The 16,819-nt window shown below is 42.2% G+C and carries 16 protein-coding genes; 7 read left to right on the forward strand and 9 right to left on the reverse strand.

The genetic code is table 11. The features are described 5' to 3' along the window. Nucleotides 1-172 precede the first annotated feature (172 nt). Both R9C00_20270 and R9C00_20275 read right to left on the reverse strand, forming a co-directional pair. On the reverse strand, nt 173-2,743 hold the full coding sequence (locus tag R9C00_20270; GenBank protein WPO34038.1) for a polysaccharide biosynthesis tyrosine autokinase: 2,571 nt from the start codon (nt 2,741-2,743) through the stop codon (nt 173-175). Between the two features lie 34 nt (nt 2,744-2,777). After that, a complete protein-coding gene (locus R9C00_20275) occupies nt 2,778-3,542 on the reverse strand; it encodes a polysaccharide biosynthesis/export family protein (protein WPO34039.1) in 765 nt (254 codons plus the stop codon). Nucleotides 3,543-3,977: 435 nt separating this feature from the next. On the opposite strand from R9C00_20275, the gene R9C00_20280 reads away from it, so the two are divergent. From R9C00_20280 to R9C00_20295, 4 genes are all read left to right on the forward strand, one after another. Next, nucleotides 3,978-4,406 (forward strand): nuclear transport factor 2 family protein, encoded by a 429-nt coding sequence (locus R9C00_20280; GenBank protein WPO34040.1) that lies wholly within the window; start codon nt 3,978-3,980, stop codon nt 4,404-4,406. A gap of 153 nt (nt 4,407-4,559) precedes the next feature. Next, complete coding sequence (locus R9C00_20285; GenBank protein ID WPO34041.1) at nt 4,560-4,958, forward strand: hypothetical protein; 399 nt, start codon at nt 4,560-4,562, stop codon at nt 4,956-4,958. A gap of 153 nt (nt 4,959-5,111) precedes the next feature. Next, nucleotides 5,112-5,966 carry a hypothetical protein gene (locus R9C00_20290; GenBank protein ID WPO34042.1) on the forward strand — a complete coding sequence of 285 codons (855 nt, stop codon included), beginning with the start codon at nt 5,112-5,114 and terminating at the stop codon, nt 5,964-5,966. Next, complete coding sequence (locus R9C00_20295) at nt 5,963-6,505, forward strand: hypothetical protein (GenBank protein WPO34043.1); 543 nt, start codon at nt 5,963-5,965, stop codon at nt 6,503-6,505. Before R9C00_20290 ends, R9C00_20295 begins: the two co-directional genes overlap by 4 nt. A 3-nt stretch (nt 6,506-6,508) precedes the next feature. Here R9C00_20295 and R9C00_20300 read toward each other — a convergent pair whose 3' ends face one another. Together R9C00_20300 and R9C00_20305 are read right to left on the reverse strand one after the other, a co-directional pair. Continuing rightward, on the reverse strand, nt 6,509-7,345 hold the full coding sequence (locus tag R9C00_20300; protein ID WPO34044.1) for a DUF4249 domain-containing protein: 837 nt from the start codon (nt 7,343-7,345) through the stop codon (nt 6,509-6,511). A 70-nt stretch (nt 7,346-7,415) separates the two neighbouring features. Next, on the reverse strand, nt 7,416-8,693 hold the full coding sequence (locus R9C00_20305) for an FtsX-like permease family protein (GenBank protein WPO34045.1): 1,278 nt from the start codon (nt 8,691-8,693) through the stop codon (nt 7,416-7,418). 154 nt (nt 8,694-8,847) lie between these two features. Here R9C00_20305 and R9C00_20310 point away from each other — a divergent pair, with 154 nt between their 5' ends. Next, complete coding sequence (locus tag R9C00_20310; GenBank protein ID WPO34046.1) at nt 8,848-9,834, forward strand: 2-hydroxyacid dehydrogenase; 987 nt, start codon at nt 8,848-8,850, stop codon at nt 9,832-9,834. Nucleotides 9,835-10,126: 292 nt separating this feature from the next. On the opposite strand, the gene R9C00_20315 is transcribed toward R9C00_20310, so the two are convergent. Further along, nucleotides 10,127-10,285, reverse strand: coding sequence for a hypothetical protein (locus tag R9C00_20315; protein ID WPO34047.1), 159 nt, complete (start codon nt 10,283-10,285; stop codon nt 10,127-10,129). Nucleotides 10,286-10,373: 88 nt separating this feature from the next. Here R9C00_20315 and R9C00_20320 point away from each other — a divergent pair, with 88 nt between their 5' ends. Continuing rightward, entirely contained in the window at nt 10,374-11,066 is a 693-nt protein-coding gene (locus R9C00_20320) for an ABC transporter ATP-binding protein (protein ID WPO34048.1), read from the forward strand. A gap of 53 nt (nt 11,067-11,119) precedes the next feature. Then, a complete protein-coding gene (locus R9C00_20325) occupies nt 11,120-13,663 on the forward strand; it encodes an FtsX-like permease family protein (GenBank protein ID WPO34049.1) in 2,544 nt (847 codons plus the stop codon). 204 nt (nt 13,664-13,867) lie between these two features. Here R9C00_20325 and R9C00_20330 read toward each other — a convergent pair whose 3' ends face one another. From R9C00_20330 to R9C00_20345, 4 genes are all read right to left on the reverse strand, one after another. Then, nucleotides 13,868-15,046, reverse strand: coding sequence for a redoxin domain-containing protein (locus R9C00_20330; protein ID WPO34050.1), 1,179 nt, complete (start codon nt 15,044-15,046; stop codon nt 13,868-13,870). A 109-nt stretch (nt 15,047-15,155) separates the two neighbouring features. Beyond that, a complete protein-coding gene (locus R9C00_20335; protein ID WPO34051.1) occupies nt 15,156-16,019 on the reverse strand; it encodes an alpha/beta hydrolase in 864 nt (287 codons plus the stop codon). 3 nt (nt 16,020-16,022) lie between these two features. Further along, on the reverse strand, nt 16,023-16,424 hold the full coding sequence (locus R9C00_20340; GenBank protein ID WPO34052.1) for a hypothetical protein: 402 nt from the start codon (nt 16,422-16,424) through the stop codon (nt 16,023-16,025). A gap of 111 nt (nt 16,425-16,535) precedes the next feature. Continuing rightward, on the reverse strand, nt 16,536-16,694 hold the full coding sequence (locus tag R9C00_20345; protein ID WPO34053.1) for a hypothetical protein: 159 nt from the start codon (nt 16,692-16,694) through the stop codon (nt 16,536-16,538). Nucleotides 16,695-16,819: the final 125 nt, after the last annotated feature.

Below are 16,819 nucleotides of genomic sequence, written 5' to 3' on the forward strand. Positions count from 1 at the left end.
ATATGTTAAGCCTGTTAAGACATTCACATAAGTTAAAACTTGACGATTCTTACAGATTTATTACATCTATCTTGACGCATAAAAAAAGTAAAACAAACGATTTGTGAACACGGGAATACTCCCATAAAAAAAGAGGCCGAAGCCTCTTTTCAATTATCATGAATAAACTATTTTATTCTGCTACACCTGAGCGTGAACGTTTTTTCTTAGCCCTTGGCTTTTTGGCAGAACTCTTAGAACTGCTAAACAAACTAGAAAGACTTGATTTCTTTCCTACCACATTGTGTTTTTTCCTTCTAACGTTCCTCCTTTTCGAACCTTTCTTATAGTAGTTATTATAGTTGTAGCCATATCCATAACCATATCCATAATAACCTCCTGTAGAAGAAGTTGACACCCCATTGAGTACCAATGAAATATCATCGAATTTCTTAGCCTTGAATGCTTTGTCAAGATCTTGCAAGAATTTGATTCTTGAATAACCATGTCTCACAACATAAAGCGTAACATCAACCAATTCCTTGATGATGAAATAGTCACTTACCAAGCCAACAGGAGGAGTATCAATAATCACATAATCAAACTCAGCCTTTAATTGAGCGATAAGCTCAGTAAAGTTAGTTGAGCTTAATAACTCAGCAGGGTTCATAGGTGGTTCTACACCACTATTTATCACACTTAGGTTTTCCGAAACTTGAGGTTGTGGTCTAAGAACTTCGTTCAACGTTGCATCACCAATCAAAAACTCAGTCACACCTTTTTCATCACCGAGCTCAAAGTGCTCAAATAACCTTGGCTTACGTAAATCTGCACCGACTAAAGCAACTTTTTTATCTGACAAAGCCAGCATAGTAGCCAAGTTGGCCGAACAGAAAGTCTTACCCTCAGCACTGATAGTCGAGGTAAAAGCCATTACCCGCTTCTCTTTGCCTGGGGCAATAAATTGCAAATTCACACGCATTGCCCTAAATGCCTCGGCAATGTTAGACGTCCTATCATCCTTAAGGTCTTTGTCTTTGCTGCGTTTCTTACCAACTACACCTACTATCGGAATATTGGTCAACCTTTCTATTTGCTCTTGCTCATCTATTTTATCGTGCAAGAAATCCTGAATCAATACTACACCTATTGGAAGCAACAACGCTAACAAAAATGCTGCACCAAAGATAATTGGTTTTTGAGGAGAAATTGGCTTGTCGCCAACTTGCCTCGCATCATCCAAAACTTTGTTATCAGGAGCATTAGAAGCTTTGGCAATGCCAGCTTCAGCTCTTTTTTGCATAAGGTAGTTGAAAAGTTCTTCGTTCAGGTTAAAGTCACGCTGTATCTGCCCTAATGTTCTTTCCGTAGAAGGAAGCTGGCTCAATCTACCTTGTTTACCCGCTATTTGGTTCCTCACTTCAGTCAACTGTAACTGAGAAGCATTAATACTGCTTTTCACATTTTCCTTCAATGACTTTTTGAGCTGCCCTACTTCCCCCTTCACTCTTCTCAGCTCCATATTACTCTCACCCGCTACGCCATCTAACCTTGCCAAGTCATTCAACGATGATTGAAGCTGAATTACAAGCTCATTAAGAACAGTGTTTTTCACATCCATAGATGTTGGAGGTACCAACACATCATTAGCACCCGAATTTTCATTCAAATACTTTTCTAAGTACTTATAGTATTTGTATTTAGAATCAATCTCACGCATTTTGTTTTCCAAGTCGCTGATCTCCTTAGATGTCTGCTCTGCTTCAAAGCTCGCATTCATCAACCCTCCTTGCCCCTTCACATTTACCATATTATCTTCAGCCCCTTCAAGTGAACTTGAAACCTGTGCTAATTGCCTATCGATAAAGTTGATCGATTTCTCTGCTGTATTATTTTTCTGCTCTATTTCATTTTCAATATACTGATCGGTCAGCATGTTCAAGAACTCCACTTCTTTATTAGGAATAGCTCCATCAAGCGACAATTCCAAAATAGTAGCATCTTTATTAATAGGGGATACTTTTAGTCTTTTCACATATTCTTGTGAAAACAAATCTAGGTTTCTAATAACAAAAGTATAAACTGCTTCTTCAGAAAGATCTCCATAATTTGGCTCATACAATGGATTAGCCTCTATCCTAAAATTAAGGTAAGGATGCTCACTCGCCTCTCCAATAATAAGCGTATCGGCATATTCAAAACGAGCTATCGTTTTATGGTCTAATTTATTTTCGATTGGATTATAAAGCCTAAAATTCTCAGCTTCAATTTTCACCTCTACAGTATCTTTCCCTAAGAACCTTACTTCAAAAGGCTTCTCAGCTATTTGGCTACTGAAAGAGTCTATTTTCACCAAGAACGGAGAGTACTTGTAAATTTCTTGCTGACCTATCATTCGCTTTTCGAAATACGAAACCCCAAAATCTAAATGACCTAAGGTTCGAGTGATAAGAAAGTTTGACTTCAAGATCCCTATCTCATTATCTATGTTATCGTTTGATGCTGAAAATGATGCACTATTGATAAAGTCTTTTGGGTCAATTTGATTGGACTTATCCTTTTCACTTATAAACAAGGTTGTCTTTACCTTATACATAGGTGTGGCAAACCTTACAAAAACAAAAGCGAAGGCTAAAAAAAGCGGAATACTAACCGCAAAATAATGCCACTTGCGAACAAACTTCATTAGAAGACCTTTGATGTCCACCTTTTCCTCATCAAAAGCCTTATTCTCGTTTTCGGCTATATTAGTCAAATTGTTCATATCCAGATTGTTTGGATTAAGTTTTTGTTATTAATTACTTTGTTTGGTTCAGCACAGTACTAACTACAAGCACTGCAACAGAAAGCGCTGAAACAAATAGACTAATGGTTGCTACGTTTACATTAAACGCCTTTTGTTTGAGCGGCTCAACATAAACAACATCATTAGGCTGAAGGAAATAATATTCACTAGCTAGTAGGTCTGGCTTAGTAAAGTCAATTACGGTAGTTTTGGTTTTACCTCCAATATCCCTTACCAACTTCACTTTTGTACGGTTAGAGTAGTAGGTAAAATCTCCCGCCATACTCAAGGCTTGTAACAGGCTTATTTTATTGTCATATATATAAAAGCTACCTGGCATATTTACTTCGCCCATTACAGCTATCCTAAAATTAGCCAACTTCACCGTTACGGATTTTTGCTTCAAATAAGGGGTTAAGGCCTCGTCCACTTGTTCACGAATTTGCTCTACAGTTTTACCAGCCACATCCATTTCCCCCACTACTGGCAATTTGATTTTGCCTTCGCTATCTACCAAATAGCCGTTTAAGTAAAGATATGATTCATTGTTGATCATGCCACCTCCAGAAAGACCGCCCGAAGCATCGTTAAAGAGTGCTACGGTAGTTTCCTCTGAGCTGTTCACCTTTACATGAAGAATGTCGTTGGCCTTCACGTGGTAATTGGGTAAGCCTTTTTGTGTGTGTTCGTAAATCTTTTGGTCTTGTAAACTCACTATATCCTTATGAGAGACGCAAGAAGCCAAGAAGAGTAGTAATAAAAAGCAAATTCTTTTCACGTAATTCCTTGTTTAGATTCTATTAAATAGGTTCAAAGAGGTATTCTTTATAAAATTCAATTTCAGTTAGTTTTTATAAGGCTTTGGCATTTTTATCTTTGCTCAGCACAAAAATACAAGCGATATTAGGTAATATTCTAATCGGGTTAAGGAAAATAAATCAAATATATGTTAAAAGACCCTCATAACTTACATCCATTTCTAGCTACATAGGTCAACCGCTGCACCTAAAAAGCTTGATTATTTGTACGGTATTCAACTTTTGGAAGAAGAAGGGCGTACAAAAAAAAATTATGTACCAGTAATTTTATTACATTCGTACAAATATACAGAAACAATAAGTGGTTTGGAAACTACTCATCCTCCTAAAACTTAGGTTTTGCCATTGCAAAAACAAACATTAACGGTTTCAAACTTTTTTAATATACAAGCAACATGAAACATACCCTTCTTTACGCAATCTTCTTCCTACTTTCTTTACAATCCTATTCTCAGGCTGATGCCGATGTACTAAAAGTAAGAGCTATTTTGGAAAGGCAAAATGAAGATTGGAACAGAGGAGATGTGGATGCTTTTATGAAAGGCTATTGGGAATCTGAACAATTGCAGTTTATAGGCAAAACGGGTGTGACCTATGGCTTCCAAGCAACGTTGGCAAGGTATAAGAAAAGATATCCTGATCCCGAAGCCATGGGACAACTTACTTTTGATGTAATTTCGGCGGATAAAATAGCGGAGGAGGTAATCATGGTAATTGGCAAATGGCACCTTGACCGCAAGGCTGGCGAACTGGAAGGTCATTTTTCACTTATCTGGAAAAATATCAACGGAGAGTGGGTAATCATTGCCGACCATTCCAGCTAGGGCTCACCATTATATTTTGATGAATTTTGTTTTTTGTAAAAAATTTTCATCCTCTTTTCTCCAAAAAAAGAAATTATTTTAAGGTTTTTATTGCTTTTATGCAAATAAACTATAATATTGAATCCATCTAGCACTAAACAACATTGAGTAATTATGCCAAATACAGAAGAACCCAATATGTTCAACAAGTTCGTCAACAACGTTGAAAATGCTATTAGTAATCTCACTACGCTAGAGATCAAAACAATAGTGGGGGATTACCAAGTAGATCCTGACGAAAATATAACGGCCAACAAAGACGGCGACTTTCAGATAATCCAGACGCGTATCAACTTAATGTTGGGCGATATGGTGACCAACATGAGCAATGAGCTGGTTACCGATAAATATGCTTGGCTTAGGGATTTCCACGCTAGGAAAGAAGAGCGAGGCTACGAGATTGTTGATAATAATGTAAAAGCCATTATGTCGATATTTGAGCTTTATCGCAAGACGAAAAGCGTGAATTTGAACGAGGAAAATATAGACGGAGGAGACGACAGCGACCTCTAGAGCTATATCTCTTTACTTTATAAACAGGGGGTGCAAATTGATCTTTCCGGGTCTGTTGGTACTCCCTTTTAAGCTACATAGTTTTTCAAACCTAAAAAGCACTGGAAAGCAAGTAGTTTTTTTATCACGATTATTTTAATCGCCCCTATCCCGATGGCAAATTTCCTACAAAATCTAGCCTCTGACCTCCTTACGCTAGAAGTAAATACTATTGTTAAAGAAAACCTATCAGGTGCAAAAATGCCTCCCAAGAAACGTATGGCTTTTTTGGACATAGCCAATAGGTACCGAAGCATCCTCGTGGAATTTGGAATCTGCGTAAAGGCAGACGGAAACCCAATCCCCAAAACCAAAGGGCAGGAACCTTTGCTGCTAAGATGGAGATTTGGCGGTGAGTTTTCATTTGTAGAAATAAAAGACATGGCAGCCAAAGGGCAAGCTTATTTTGCTGCAAAGCTCAAAAAAGCGAAGAGCCAAAACGAGATAGATGACCTAGAAGGAAAACTAAAACTCCTGACCAGAATAGAGCGCCAAAGCTCAAATGTAGTCGGGCTTTTTAAGATAAGAAGGCAGGAATACAACGTAGATACCAGCAATACCAAAAAAGGATTTGACGGCACTTGCAATATGGATGGAATGACCTCTGATCTAGAACCGTTCTCCTCTCAAATGGCATCGGAAGGGTGGAACAACGACCTGAGTATCCAAGACATAAATAAAGTGGAAGACATGGAGCTGGATCCGGATCAGGTTACTTTACTAAGAAAAGTATGGGAACTTGGGACGCAGAAAGTACTGCTACAGACGGTGATCCAAATAGATGGGGACATGACCAACTACCTTACCAACCAATTTGTGTACCTCCCTCCTGAGCTACGAAAAGTCGTACTCGACCTCCATAACGATGCTACTTCTTCTGGAACAAAAATTTGGAGCACACTTTTTACCACCATCACCCAACTTGCCGGCAAAGGGCTAAACCAACTTTTTAGCAAGAAAAATAAGTGAACCTAAACTCTACCATATCAAACATTAAAAACCTTCCTAAGGAACTGATACTCGCCATTCAGCTTCCTTTTAGAGTATATGCGTTTATCCGAAACCTTTTTAAGACGGGCTATGTGGAAATAACCACCGTGGTGGAAAACGAGGCCAAGGACAAATCGTATTTCCTTCAAACGCTCATCCAAGCCGATGGCGACATTATTCATTACATCCCCGAGCCAAAGTCCATTAAAAAAGACAAGGAAACAAAGGCTTTGCTGGCAAAATGCAAAGAAGAGCACCAAGAAAAAATAAATGATTTGATAATAGTGGCAGGCAGCAATGCTTCCATCGCTTCCAAATTTATTGACACGGCTCTTATAGCAACCAACGCCTACCCTATCTACGAAGCATTCATGAGCCCCGATGAGCGTACGGCAATTGTAAGCGGAAGCATAGCCGCACTCTCCGTGGCTTTCCGCAAATACGCCAAACCTTTCGTCGTAGACTTTACCTTAAAAGGAGCTTTCAAAGTTATCCGCTTCTTTGTTGTAGGAAAATAATCATCACAGCGACTCTTTCACACTTACTGTATCTGTATTGATTGCACTGGCATTAAAAAAGCCTAATGCACCACCAACGATATTAGTTGGAGGATTTTCAGGCACTGCTTGCGCAGGGCTCCCCGCCTCTATCAAAAACTCTAAACCGCTGTAATATTCGTAAGCATTAGCCGACAAAGCGAAGAGGTTCACCCCCAAAACATCCGCAGAATCTACATCTTCCAAGGGAATATTATAGTCCAACTCAAAATTAAGATAGCCCCCATTTACTTGCTCATCCGAATTGATCAGCAACTTATCTTGGTTTACTACCTCTCCATTTTTCAATACCTGCCAGAAATAATAATTGCGGGATGAAGCCGGCTCCTGAAAATGCGCTACCATATAAAAACCATCGTCAAAAAACACATCATCTTCTCTGAGTTTGTAGCTGACCGAATCGAGCGTAGGGGCTAAAGGCATACGGATAGAAGCCGTATAACTCGTTTCCTCTACATTCACTGTGAGCGTATATCGCTTGCCCGGCTGCCCCACAAAATCCTGTTGGAGGGGCACATATTTCCCCTCTCCAATATGCTGAAAGGAATAGGACTTGCCCTCATTATTATTTACGATAACCTGACCATTAGTAAGCTTCGGAACAGTTTCACTCTGATTGAAAGGAGCTGATTTGGAAAGGATTATGTAGCTACCAGGCTCTCCATCCGTTATCCAGCCATCAATAACCACAATAGGGGCTTCGGCAATCAGATCGGGAGTTACCACTTCTTCACAGGCAAAAAGCCCACTTGCAAAAAGAGGATAAAGTAAAAAGTAATAATATCTTTTGAGAAGTTTCATTCGAAATCTGCAATCATTTAAGTGGTTCAAGCTTCCCCAAAAAGACCCTCTCAAGTACCCAAGAGTTGGGCTACACATGTTCGTTTACCTGAGTTTGCGAAGCATTTTTGGCAGGAACATATGATGCGACCATAGTAATAACCACCACAATCCCTGCTGTAAGGGCGAAATCAGTCCACTTCATTTTTACAGGATAAGCGTCTACTATCGAACTACTTACGCCCAAAGAAACCAAACCAAATTTTTCTTGTACAAAGACGATGATAAAACCTAATACCAAGCCGAAAACTACTCCCGTAAAAGCTACGATAGCTCCTTCTAGCATAAATATTTTTCTTACAAACTGCCTAGTAGCACCCACCGAAAACAAAATGGCAATATCCCTTTTCTTTTCTATTACCAGCATGGCCAAGGCAAAAAACACATTCAAAGAAGCAATGCCAAGCACCACCACAAAGGTGACAAATACAAAAAGGCGCTCCCATTTTACGGCTTTCAGCACCGAGGCCTGTTGTTCTTCCGAGGTTTTTACATCAAACTTCTCCCCTATCAATTCCTTTATATCGGACTGAACCGAGGAAAGACTTGCCCCTTCAGCCAAGCGAATTTCCAAGCTGCTCCTTTGCTCTTCATACTGCATCAGCTCTTGGGCAAATTCTAGTGGAACAAGAACGTAACTAAGATCAAACTGCTGCTCAATGGCAAATACACCACCTGGTAATATCGCATTCCTTTTGAATGCCTTATCCATATTGGTAGTCACTCGCTCACCTCGTCTTGGGTAATAGAAAACCATCGCCTTCGTATCGTCGGACATCTGTACCGAAAGCTGATGTTGAACCCCCATGCCTAGCAAAGCCCTGTACTGCTCTCCATTTTTTAGCTCAGCACCGCCAGAAACTACTGCTTTTTTCAAATCATATTGCTCCAAATAGTTATCACTTACCCCCTTCACCGTCACCAAAACTTCCACTTTCCCATACCTCACCATTGCCCCATCTTCTATCACTTCGGTAACAGCTTTCACTCCATCCAGGTCCTTCAGTTGTCCATATATTTCGGGCGGAAGCTCAAAAGTTTTCCCAAGCTTAGGTGTGATCTTCAATTCAGGATTATAGGTATTATACAAGCTGATGGTCAGCTCTTCCAGTCCATTGAACACCGAAAGGATTACGATGAGCGCCGCCGTGCCCACTCCAAGTCCCACCATAGCAATATTGCTCAATATCTTGATAAAGCTTTGCCCAATAAGCGCCTCTGCAGCACTTTGAGTTGTTTTTTTGTTCTTTCCCCGGTGAGAGGAAAAATATCTTTTTGCTATAAAAAAAGGGATATTGTTTTTGCTCATCTGCAACGTCTATTGATACTATTCTATCAACTATGGTCGAAAGGTTGAAAATAAGAAAAAAAATCTACAGATAAGAAATTACCGCTCATTTGGGTTTTGAAACCGCTAGCTGAGAAGTATATTTGACTACTATCACAACCAACCTGTTTTTTATATGAGACTCGCTTTTTTTAGTACCAAACCCTACGACAAAATCTATTTCCAACAGCTCAACGAGACCTATGGCCACGACATTACCTTTTTCAATTCAGCCCTAGTTGAAAGAACTGCCGACCTCACTAAAGGTTTTGAAGCTGTCTGCGTATTTGTGAATGATACCTTAGATAAGCCCACCATCGAAAAACTTGCTGCAAATAAGGTCAAGCTCATTGCCCTGCGATGTGCCGGCTTCAATAATGTAGACCTTTCCGAGGCAAAAAAACACCAGATAAAAGTAGTGAGAGTCCCAGCATATTCGCCCCAATCCGTTGCAGAGCATGCCCTAGCCCTCATCATGACCCTAAACCGCAAAACCCACAAGGCATATAACCGGGTCAGAGAGTGCAACTTTTCCCTCGACAACCTCACAGGTTTCAATATTTTTGGAAAAACCGTTGGGGTAATAGGCACAGGCCAAATCGGTGCCGCTTTTTGCAAGATCATGCTTGGGCTAGGCTGTAAAGTACTTGCCTACGATGTACATCAGTCGGGAGAGCTACAAAAACTTGGTGTCACCTACCAGCCCATAGAAACTCTTTATGCCCAATCCGATATAATTTCGTTGCACTGCCCTCTCCTCCCCGATACAAAACACCTCATCAACAGCGAGTCCATTTCCTCCATGAAAAATGGCGTAATGATCATAAACACCAGCAGGGGCGCACTCATCAATACTAAAGACATCATTACAGCACTGAAAAAACGAAAAATAGGATATTTGGGAATTGACGTGTACGAACAAGAAGAAAACCTTTTTTTCGAAGACCTTTCAGAAAGAATAATTGAAGACGACCTCATCCTTAGGCTCATCAGTTTCCCCAATGTACTCATCACTTCCCACCAAGCATTCCTAACAGATGAAGCCCTTTTCCAAATTGCCCAAACCGTAATGAGCAACATCGAAAACTTTGAAAAAGGCGAGGAACTCAGGAATGAGGTTTAGATAAAAGACGATAAGGCATTACACCTTCTTGAAGTGTTAAAAAGCTTGCGTTACGTAAAAACTCAACAACTTACGAACTCTAAAATCCATCTTATCAGTGAATTGAAAGAAGCTGTGGAGGAAATGAAGCTCATCAAGGCAGGAAAAAAAAGAAGCTAGAGCCGCAGAAGTTTTTTTTAAATGAGCTATAAAGTAAAATCCATTGGGGTTTTTGAGCGCAATAAAGATTATACCTCATGTTACATAATACCACCCGCTTTAACCCCGTGAGGGGTTTCATAATTGTAGCCGCTCAAGAAAGGAAGAAAACAACGCCGTAGGTGTTGCACAGAAGCACAAAATCAGGATTTCTGCTCCCACAAACCACCATTCCCCCGTTCATCGGATTATCTGCCCGATTGTGAAGTTTCAGCTTTAATTTGCCAACTGACCAAACTAATTTATCTTGCAAGAGTTTAGTTATCGATGACTTTTTGAGCAGGACAAATTGTTTTGCTCTTACTCCAAACCCCAATTCCAAACTCCTTTTTTGAATACTAATGGCTGATATTTTAAAAGTAGAAAACCTGACTAAGACTTATAAAAGTGGAAGCAGGGAGCTTACCGTATTGCATTCTGTGAATTTTTCGATAGAAGAAGGTGCGTCCTTTTCCATTGTAGGTCCTTCGGGCAGTGGCAAAACCACACTCTTGGGCTTGTGCGCCGGCCTCGATAGGGCAAGTTCTGGCTCGGTTACGCTCAACAATGTTTCCCTCGACCAAATGAGCGAAGACGAACGGGCGTGGGTGCGCAACCAATATGTGGGTTTCATTTTCCAAAATTTCCAGTTAATTCCGACACTTACAGCGCTGGAAAACGTGATGGTGCCCTTAGAGCTTCGTGGAGAAAGAAATGTAAAATCTCGTTCACAAGACTTGCTCGATAAGGTAGGGTTGAATGAGCGTTCGAGCCATTATCCTACTCAACTGTCGGGTGGAGAGCAGCAACGGGTTTCCCTTGCAAGGGCTTTTTCCAACAGCCCCAAAATCCTCTTTGCCGATGAGCCCACAGGCAACCTCGATGAAGAAACAGGCACAAAAGTGGAAAAATTGATTTTCGATCTTAACAGAGAGGCAGGAACTACACTGGTGCTGGTCACTCATGACCTGGAACTAGCCGCCAAAACAGACAGGATCATCCGAATAAAAGGTGGAAAAGTCGTATCTGACGAGCCTAATTTGGTGCAAAAATAATTTATCGTAGAGCCAACGCATGCGTTGGCTAGGCATTTCTGCAAAAACAAACCATGAATACAAAGAATAAATTTGACATACGCTGGCTGGCAACCATGGCATGGCGCGATAGCCGAAAAAATCGCGGTAGGCTTTTGCTTTTCACCTCGTCCATCATTTTGGGTATAGCCGCCTTGGTAGCCATCAATTCCTTTGGCGATAACCTCAGCGAGAACATCGAAGGCGAGGCAAAAGGCTTGATAGGGGCAGATTTCGTCCTTACCGATAGGCAAGCTCTCAGCGATTCGGTGAGCGAAATAATCGACTCGGTGATGATAGAGCACGCCTCGGAAATCAGCTTTGCCTCCATGGCGCAGTTCAGTAGCACAGGTGGTACAAGGTTGGTGCAAATTAGAGCACTGGAAGGTGATTTCCCCTTTTATGGTCAGATTGAAACAAACCCTGCAACGGCTTCTAGGTCGTTCCGCACAGGAAAAAGTGCCTTGGTGGACAATACCTTGCTTGTGCAGTTTGGTGCAAAAGTGGGGGAAACAGTGAAAGTTGGGGGAATTGAGTTTGTGATAGAAGGTGCGCTGGTAAAAGCTCCTGGGGAAGCGGGAATTACCGCCACAGTAGCCCCGTCGGTGTATATCCCCATGGAATATTTGGACGAAACAGAGTTGATACAAAAAGGCAGCCGCATTACTTATAAGAATTACTACAAATTCCCAGCAAACTACGATGTAGAAGCCTATGCCGAAGCCCGAGAAGATATTTTCAAGAAAGAAGGAGTCCGCTACGAGACAGTAGAAAAGCGGAAAAAAAGCGTAGGAAGAGCATTTTCCAACCTCACCCAATTCTTGAATCTCGTGGGGTTTGTCGCCTTGCTATTGGGGTGCGTGGGAGTGGCTAGTGCCGTCCATATTTACATAAAAGAAAAACTAACTACCGTTGCCGTGTTGCGCTGCATGGGCGTACAAGGCATGCAAGCCTTCTTTATCTTCATGATCCAGATTGTGAGCATGGGCTTCTTGGGTTCCATAGTGGGGGCGCTGCTCGGAAGCGTGGTGCAGCTTGCCCTACCCGCCGTGCTGCAAAGCTTTTTGCCCTTCGAGGTAGAGTTTAGTATTTCCATCACAGCCATATTGGGCGGAGTACTTACAGGGCTGCTAGTCTCTATTTTATTCGCTTTGCCTCCTTCCCTCAAGATCAGAACAGTTTCCCCGCTCAGAGCCTTGCGGAGCTCCTACGACGAAAACACCAAAACCGATTGGATAAAAATAGGCGTATATGCCGCCATCGTACTCTTCATTATCGGTTTCTCCTACTTACAAATTGGCGATGTGCAAGACGCCTTTTTCTTCACCCTTTTCCTTGCCCTTGCCTTTGGTTTGCTCACGGGAGTTGCCCAACTGCTTATGTGGGCAGTGAAGAGATATTTCCCCGTTTCTTGGAGCTACATATGGCGACAAGGCATCGCCAATCTTTTCCGCCCCAACAACCAGACAATCATCCTTATTGTGTCGGTAGGGTTGGGAACGGCGCTGATTTCCACACTCTTTTTTGTACAGGGAATGCTGCTCGACCAGCTCAACTTTGCCGGAAGCGGAGGGCAGCCCAACATGGTGCTGTTCGACATCCAAACACCCCAAAAAGAGGAACTTAAAGAGCTAACCAAATCCCATGATTTGCCCATAATCTCCGAAGTACCCATCGTGACCATGCGACTAAGCACTATCAATGGGATTACCAAAGAACAAAACATGGCGGATAGCACTTCTGAGTACAAAGACTGGGCTTTTGGAAGAGAATTTAGAAACACCTACCGCGATTCGCTCATCGAATCGGAAACGACCGTAGAGGGAACTTGGCGCAGCGAAGTATCACCTTCCTCCGATTCCATCTATGTTTCGTTCGAAGAGCGCTTTGCTAAAAGAATGGGAGTAAAAATGGGCGATGAACTGGTGTTCGATGTACAGGGAACACCCGTAAAAACCTATGTAGGGCACATGCGAGAGGTAGATTGGAACAGGGTATCTACCAATTTCCTAGTGGTATTTCCCAAAGGCGTGTTGGAATATGCCCCACAGTTCCACGTGCTCATCACCAAAGTCCCATCCGATGAGGCTTCCGCTTCCTTCCAACAAGAAGTCGTAAGCAAGTTCCCCAACGTCTCCATCATCGACCTCAACCTTATCCTCAAGACCGTGGACGAAGTACTGGGACAAGTGTCCTTTGTGATCCGCTTTATGGCGCTATTTAGTATTGTGACAGGGTTGCTAGTTCTTACTGGCTCAGTCATTATCAGCAAGTTTCAGCGCATACAAGAAAGCGTGCTGCTCCGCACCTTGGGGGCAAACCGCAAGCAAGTACTCCGCATCAATGCCCTAGAGTATTTGTTCTTGGGAGGCTTGGCCGCACTTTCAGGCATTGTGCTTGCCCTGGGTAGCAGCTGGGCCTTGGCCGTCTTCAACTTCGACGCACCCTTTAGCCCAGACATCGGCACCGCCCTTTTGGTCTTTATCAGTATCACCCTACTCACCATGGGCATCGGTATGCTCAATAGCCGTGGCGTGTTGAATAAGCCACCGTTAGAAGTGTTGAGGTCGGAAGTGTAAAGCTGAGTTACAAGTTTCACGTTGCGTGTTGCAAGGTTAAAAAAACAGTAGCTCGACCTTTGAGAGGTTGAGCTACTGTTTTACCTGATAAATCTGAGGTCCGCTCCGCTGGAGCTTTATTTTACTACAAACAGATCGCCTCTCACGAGGCTAAAAGATGGAACAAATACAAACGGTATTCCTTTTTACTGACACTACAGAAGTTTATTTATCTGAAATCACTAATAATTCTATTTCCTTTTCCTCCTCAACCAACTCCAACCCTAATATTTCCAACTCTTTATGGATATTACCTGGGTCTTCTTCATACCATTTCAATTCTATATCGTATAACCCTTCCAGCCCTGTTCCATCACAGACAATTTCACTGAGCTGTGATTGTAAAAAATCTGAAATAGTACTGCTAGGAGCATTTATCATCGACAATCCTTGACTACTTGAACTACTTACACTTTCTACTCTATCAGCCTTTTTCAATGCAACCGTTCGTCCTTCAATTACCTTAAGTACTTTTACTTTCATCATTTCCTTTTTTACCTCTGCTTTGTACTCATCAAAGTAAATCGCCAATTGCTGTTTCATAATCTCAAATCGTCGGTCAGACAATTCCGCAGGAATTATCATTTCAAAACAATACCTATTATGCTTTTCCCAAGTCATAGCGGTAGTATCCGCTATTTCTATTACAGTTCTAATTTGACTAGGAAAACCATAGGCGATTTCATAAAACTTTTGAGGCAAAGAATTTGTCACTACAATTCTACCCGCTCCGGTGGAGTGAAAGCCGGGAATACCTTGTTGGTAAGGAAGAAAAGTGACCTGAAAATTAACATTCTCACTTCCAGAGAGTGGTTTTGAAGGGTTAAACCCTATAACTTCTTTCTTTTCTTCTAAGGATATAACTTCTCCTGAAACCAGCTTGTTTATCACTTCTTTGGTAATGTTATTAGGAAAAGTAACCGCTCTAACTACGCCTTTTTTATCTATAAGTACCGTGTGAGGAATTACCCTATGTGGAAATGACTTGCCGAGCTGCCTGCTGCTATCCAAGGCTATCGGTAAGCTAATTGAAAAATTTTCAATGAACCTATTAATTCTTTCTTCTTTTTCATCGGTTACTGTTATCACCTGTAGCTCTTCTACAAATTCTTTTTGCAGTTCTTCCAAATGGGTAAACCCTTTGATACAGGGCGAACACCATGTTGCCCAAAAATCTATAATGACGACTTTTCCGCTAAAGTCCGAGAGTTTAGCAGAGACATTGCTATAATTCAGCATTTTGGCAAAATCCAATTCAGGCGATTTTTTGCCTATTAGCGATGAATCTTGCCCAAAAAGGTTCAATGATGTGAGCACGAGGAGGAGAGTTACTAGTTTTTTCATGTTATCTTCTTCTAATTTAAACAATGTAAGTAAGTTTAAAACAAAGAATAGGCCATTCGTTCTCAACTCACAACTTTAGCTCAAGATTAGTCTTAAAAACAACAGCTTGTTACTCCCCCTCCATCAACAACAGCAGCTCTTTCTTCACCAGCCCATAGTTTTTCCACGGAATAAAATGCGTCATTTCGGGGTCTTCCACTAGTTTTAGCATTTTGGGTTTGATGTATTTTTTGCTCCAAGCCACATTTCCCTCAAAGGGTGCTAAAAAATCCTTTCCCCCATGCAAATGCACCACGGGAACAGTTATTTTTCCCCAATCTTCTTTTAGCAGGGCAAGCTCGGCTTTGTGGGCAAATTTCTCGTCCGTTGCCACCCTCAGCGGTTTTGAGGCCATCCAGCGGGTAAGCTTCCACTTTCCCAAATGCGCTATCCAGTAGATCGGTTCCGACTCCGGATCGTTCACCGGGGCAAGCATCATAATTCCATCCACGGCATACATCGTCGCCATTTTCCCAACTATCGGACCTCCGTACGAATGCCCTATCAGGTAGATATGATCTTCCTTCGCCTCTTCCAATACCTTCCCAATTATGATCGCCTGCTCTTGAATAGAAGTCACCGATTTGCCATAGCCCGAATGCCCATAGCCGGGCCTGTCCACTGTTACTATCCGGGCTTTTTCCAGCAAAACGCTATCGGTCAAAAAGCCAAAGAAGTCATCGCCGGCACCGGGAGCGCCATGCACAAACACCAGCAAATTCTCCTTGTTCCTTTCCGCTCCTGTTTCCACATAGCGCAGCTCGTTGGCATCGTGCGCCATTTTTTGCACCGAAGCCGCTACACCTTGCTCCTCAAAGTGCGCCAGTATTTTTTTGTCAGAAGTCTTGAGTCTCATACAGCCGTTGGTCAGTAGGGCAAGAAAAAGAGGGGAAAGCAGGGCAAAGCGAAGGATTTTCAACAGTTTTTGGGTCATAAATCACTGAGATTTGAGCAAGTTGAGCTTTGTGAAAAACTTGGAATCGAGTGCATACGAAAAAGCATGCTGGGCAATGATAAAGTTTTCCCCGCTATAAATCGACACGCTCTTCTCCGAGACTTCCAAGCTCAATTTTGCATAGGGCAGCACCCAAGCAAAGGTCTCCAGCCTTGAGCGAAACCGAATGATCACGCCCTTGCCTCGAAGCTCTATGTTGCAAGTATTACGGTATTTGTCCAGTTTCAAAAGCCCCTCTAGCTCGGGGCTGCATTGGGTAATCAGCAATTGTTGCGAGCCGGTCCCCTTCATTTTTATCGCTTCCCAAAAGCTAAAAGCCCGCCCCACCGCAAGGTCGATTTCCTTCGTCACCTCTTTGTCTTTGTACGTCACATTTCTGATCATGCCAGCTGTTTTTTTTACCCATTAACACCATTTCCGAGCCTGTTGTTTGGGAATGGGTTGGTTTAAGAGGATTACTAGGGCGCACTCACGCAAAAAGCCTGACCCGGGTGGTCAAGCCGCCCCACGCACCAGCCTCTTCGGTCTTGCCCTACCCTCTTTCCCCAGTGCGCAAAAATCGTTTTCTTCTTTATTACCTCCTTCTATTTCGAAATATCGTTTTATCGCCTTAGCCGCAATGCATTGCAGTATTAGCTTCGATTCATCGTCCATTCAATTCCTAGCCAAGGCGTGCCTTGGCTCTACGGTTTTACATATCATTTTCTTCTTTATTACCTCCTTCTATTTCGAAATATCGTTTTATCGTCTTAGCCGCAATGCATTGCGGCTCTACAGTT

The organism is Flammeovirgaceae bacterium SG7u.111, assembly GCA_034044135.1.
Lineage (GTDB): Bacteria > Bacteroidota > Bacteroidia > Cytophagales > Flammeovirgaceae.